The organism is Nonomuraea sp. NPDC049141 (genome assembly GCF_040648415.1).
Taxonomy (GTDB): Bacteria; Actinomycetota; Actinomycetes; order Streptosporangiales; family Streptosporangiaceae; genus Nonomuraea.
The window spans coordinates 1-1215 of sequence record NZ_JBEZDR010000249.1 but is presented as its reverse complement, the minus strand read 5'-3'; the positions used below and the strand labels follow the sequence as shown (position 1 = coordinate 1215).

Below are 1215 nucleotides of genomic sequence, written 5' to 3'. Positions count from 1 at the left end.
TGGCCGGCGTCGGCCGGCGCGTCGACCTGGCGGTGCAGGTACTCCCGGATCAGCGCCTTGGCCTCGGCCAGCACCCGGTCGTCGCCCTCGGGCAGCCGGCGGAACGCCAGCTTGATCAGCGCGTCGGCCGCCTCCACGGCGATCTCGAGGTGGAACCGGAGATCGGGGACGTCCAGCCCGAAGCGCTCGGCGAGCACGCGGGCCAACTGGTCCGCGATCACCCCGTTGTTGTCCCGCTGCTCGTCGAGCAGGTGCAGGTCGACCACGTCGCCGAAGTGCAGGGTACGGAATCCCGGAACGGTACGGTGCATCGTGATGTACTCGTCGATGCCCGCGTCGACCCCGTCCCACCAGTGGGTCAGGTCGTCGGAGGCGAAGCGCTCGTCGAGCCGCTGGAGGTAGGACTCCATCGTGCGCAGGGTCAGCGCCTGCACGATCGCCCGCTTGTCCGGGAAGAACTGGTAGACCGACCCGATCGCCACCTCGGCACGCTCGGCGAGGAGGGTCGTGGTCAGTCCCTCGTACCCCACCTCGTCGACGAGTTCGGCGCAGGCGTCCAGCATCCGCTGGACCCGCGCGACACTTCGACCCTGCACCGGTACGCGGCGCAGCGGCCCGGCTGTGGCGGCTGGTGTGGACACTCGCCACCCCCCTTCGACGGATGAACATATCTGCACGTCACGGGTTCGTGACTACCGGTACAACGAGCAAACCTCGATTGCGGTATTTACCTGCTACAACGTTCCTGATATGAAGTCACTTCACGTTCATGTCGAGGAGTGCGCATGGCCGGCACCGCACCGCCCACCCTGGCAGGCTGGTCCAACTGGGCCGGCAACCAACGCGCCACCGCCACCGCCATCCTGCGCCCCACCTCCCTCGCCGACGTGGCCGACGCCGTGCGCGCCGCCGCGACGACCGGGGACCGGATCAGGGCGGTGGGCAGCGGCCACTCCTTCACCGGCGTCGCGGTCACCGACGGGCGGCGGATGGAACTGGCCGACCTCGACACCGGGGTACGGGTCGACGTCGATCGCCGACTGGTCACCGTACCGGCCGGGACCACCCTGCGCGCGCTCAACGATCTGCTCGCCGCCCACGGCCTGGCACTGCCCAATCTGGGCGACATCGACGCCCAGACGATCGCCGGGGCGATCTCCACCGGCACCCACGGCACCGGCGCCGGGTACGGCTGCCTCTCGACGTTCGTCGAGG

The 1215-nt window shown here is 69.7% G+C and carries 2 protein-coding genes; one reads left to right on the top strand and one right to left on the bottom strand.

Annotated features, from left to right (window positions below; genetic code table 11):
* A partial coding sequence (locus AB0B91_RS66240) for a TetR family transcriptional regulator (RefSeq protein ID WP_358343296.1) occupies positions 1-641 on the bottom strand: 641 nt, incomplete at its 3' end.
* Positions 642-785: 144 nt separating this feature from the next.
* Between AB0B91_RS66240 and AB0B91_RS66235 the strand changes: the two genes are divergently transcribed.
* Positions 786-1215 (top strand): FAD-binding protein (locus AB0B91_RS66235; RefSeq protein ID WP_358343294.1); only part of this gene is annotated, 430 nt, incomplete at its 3' end.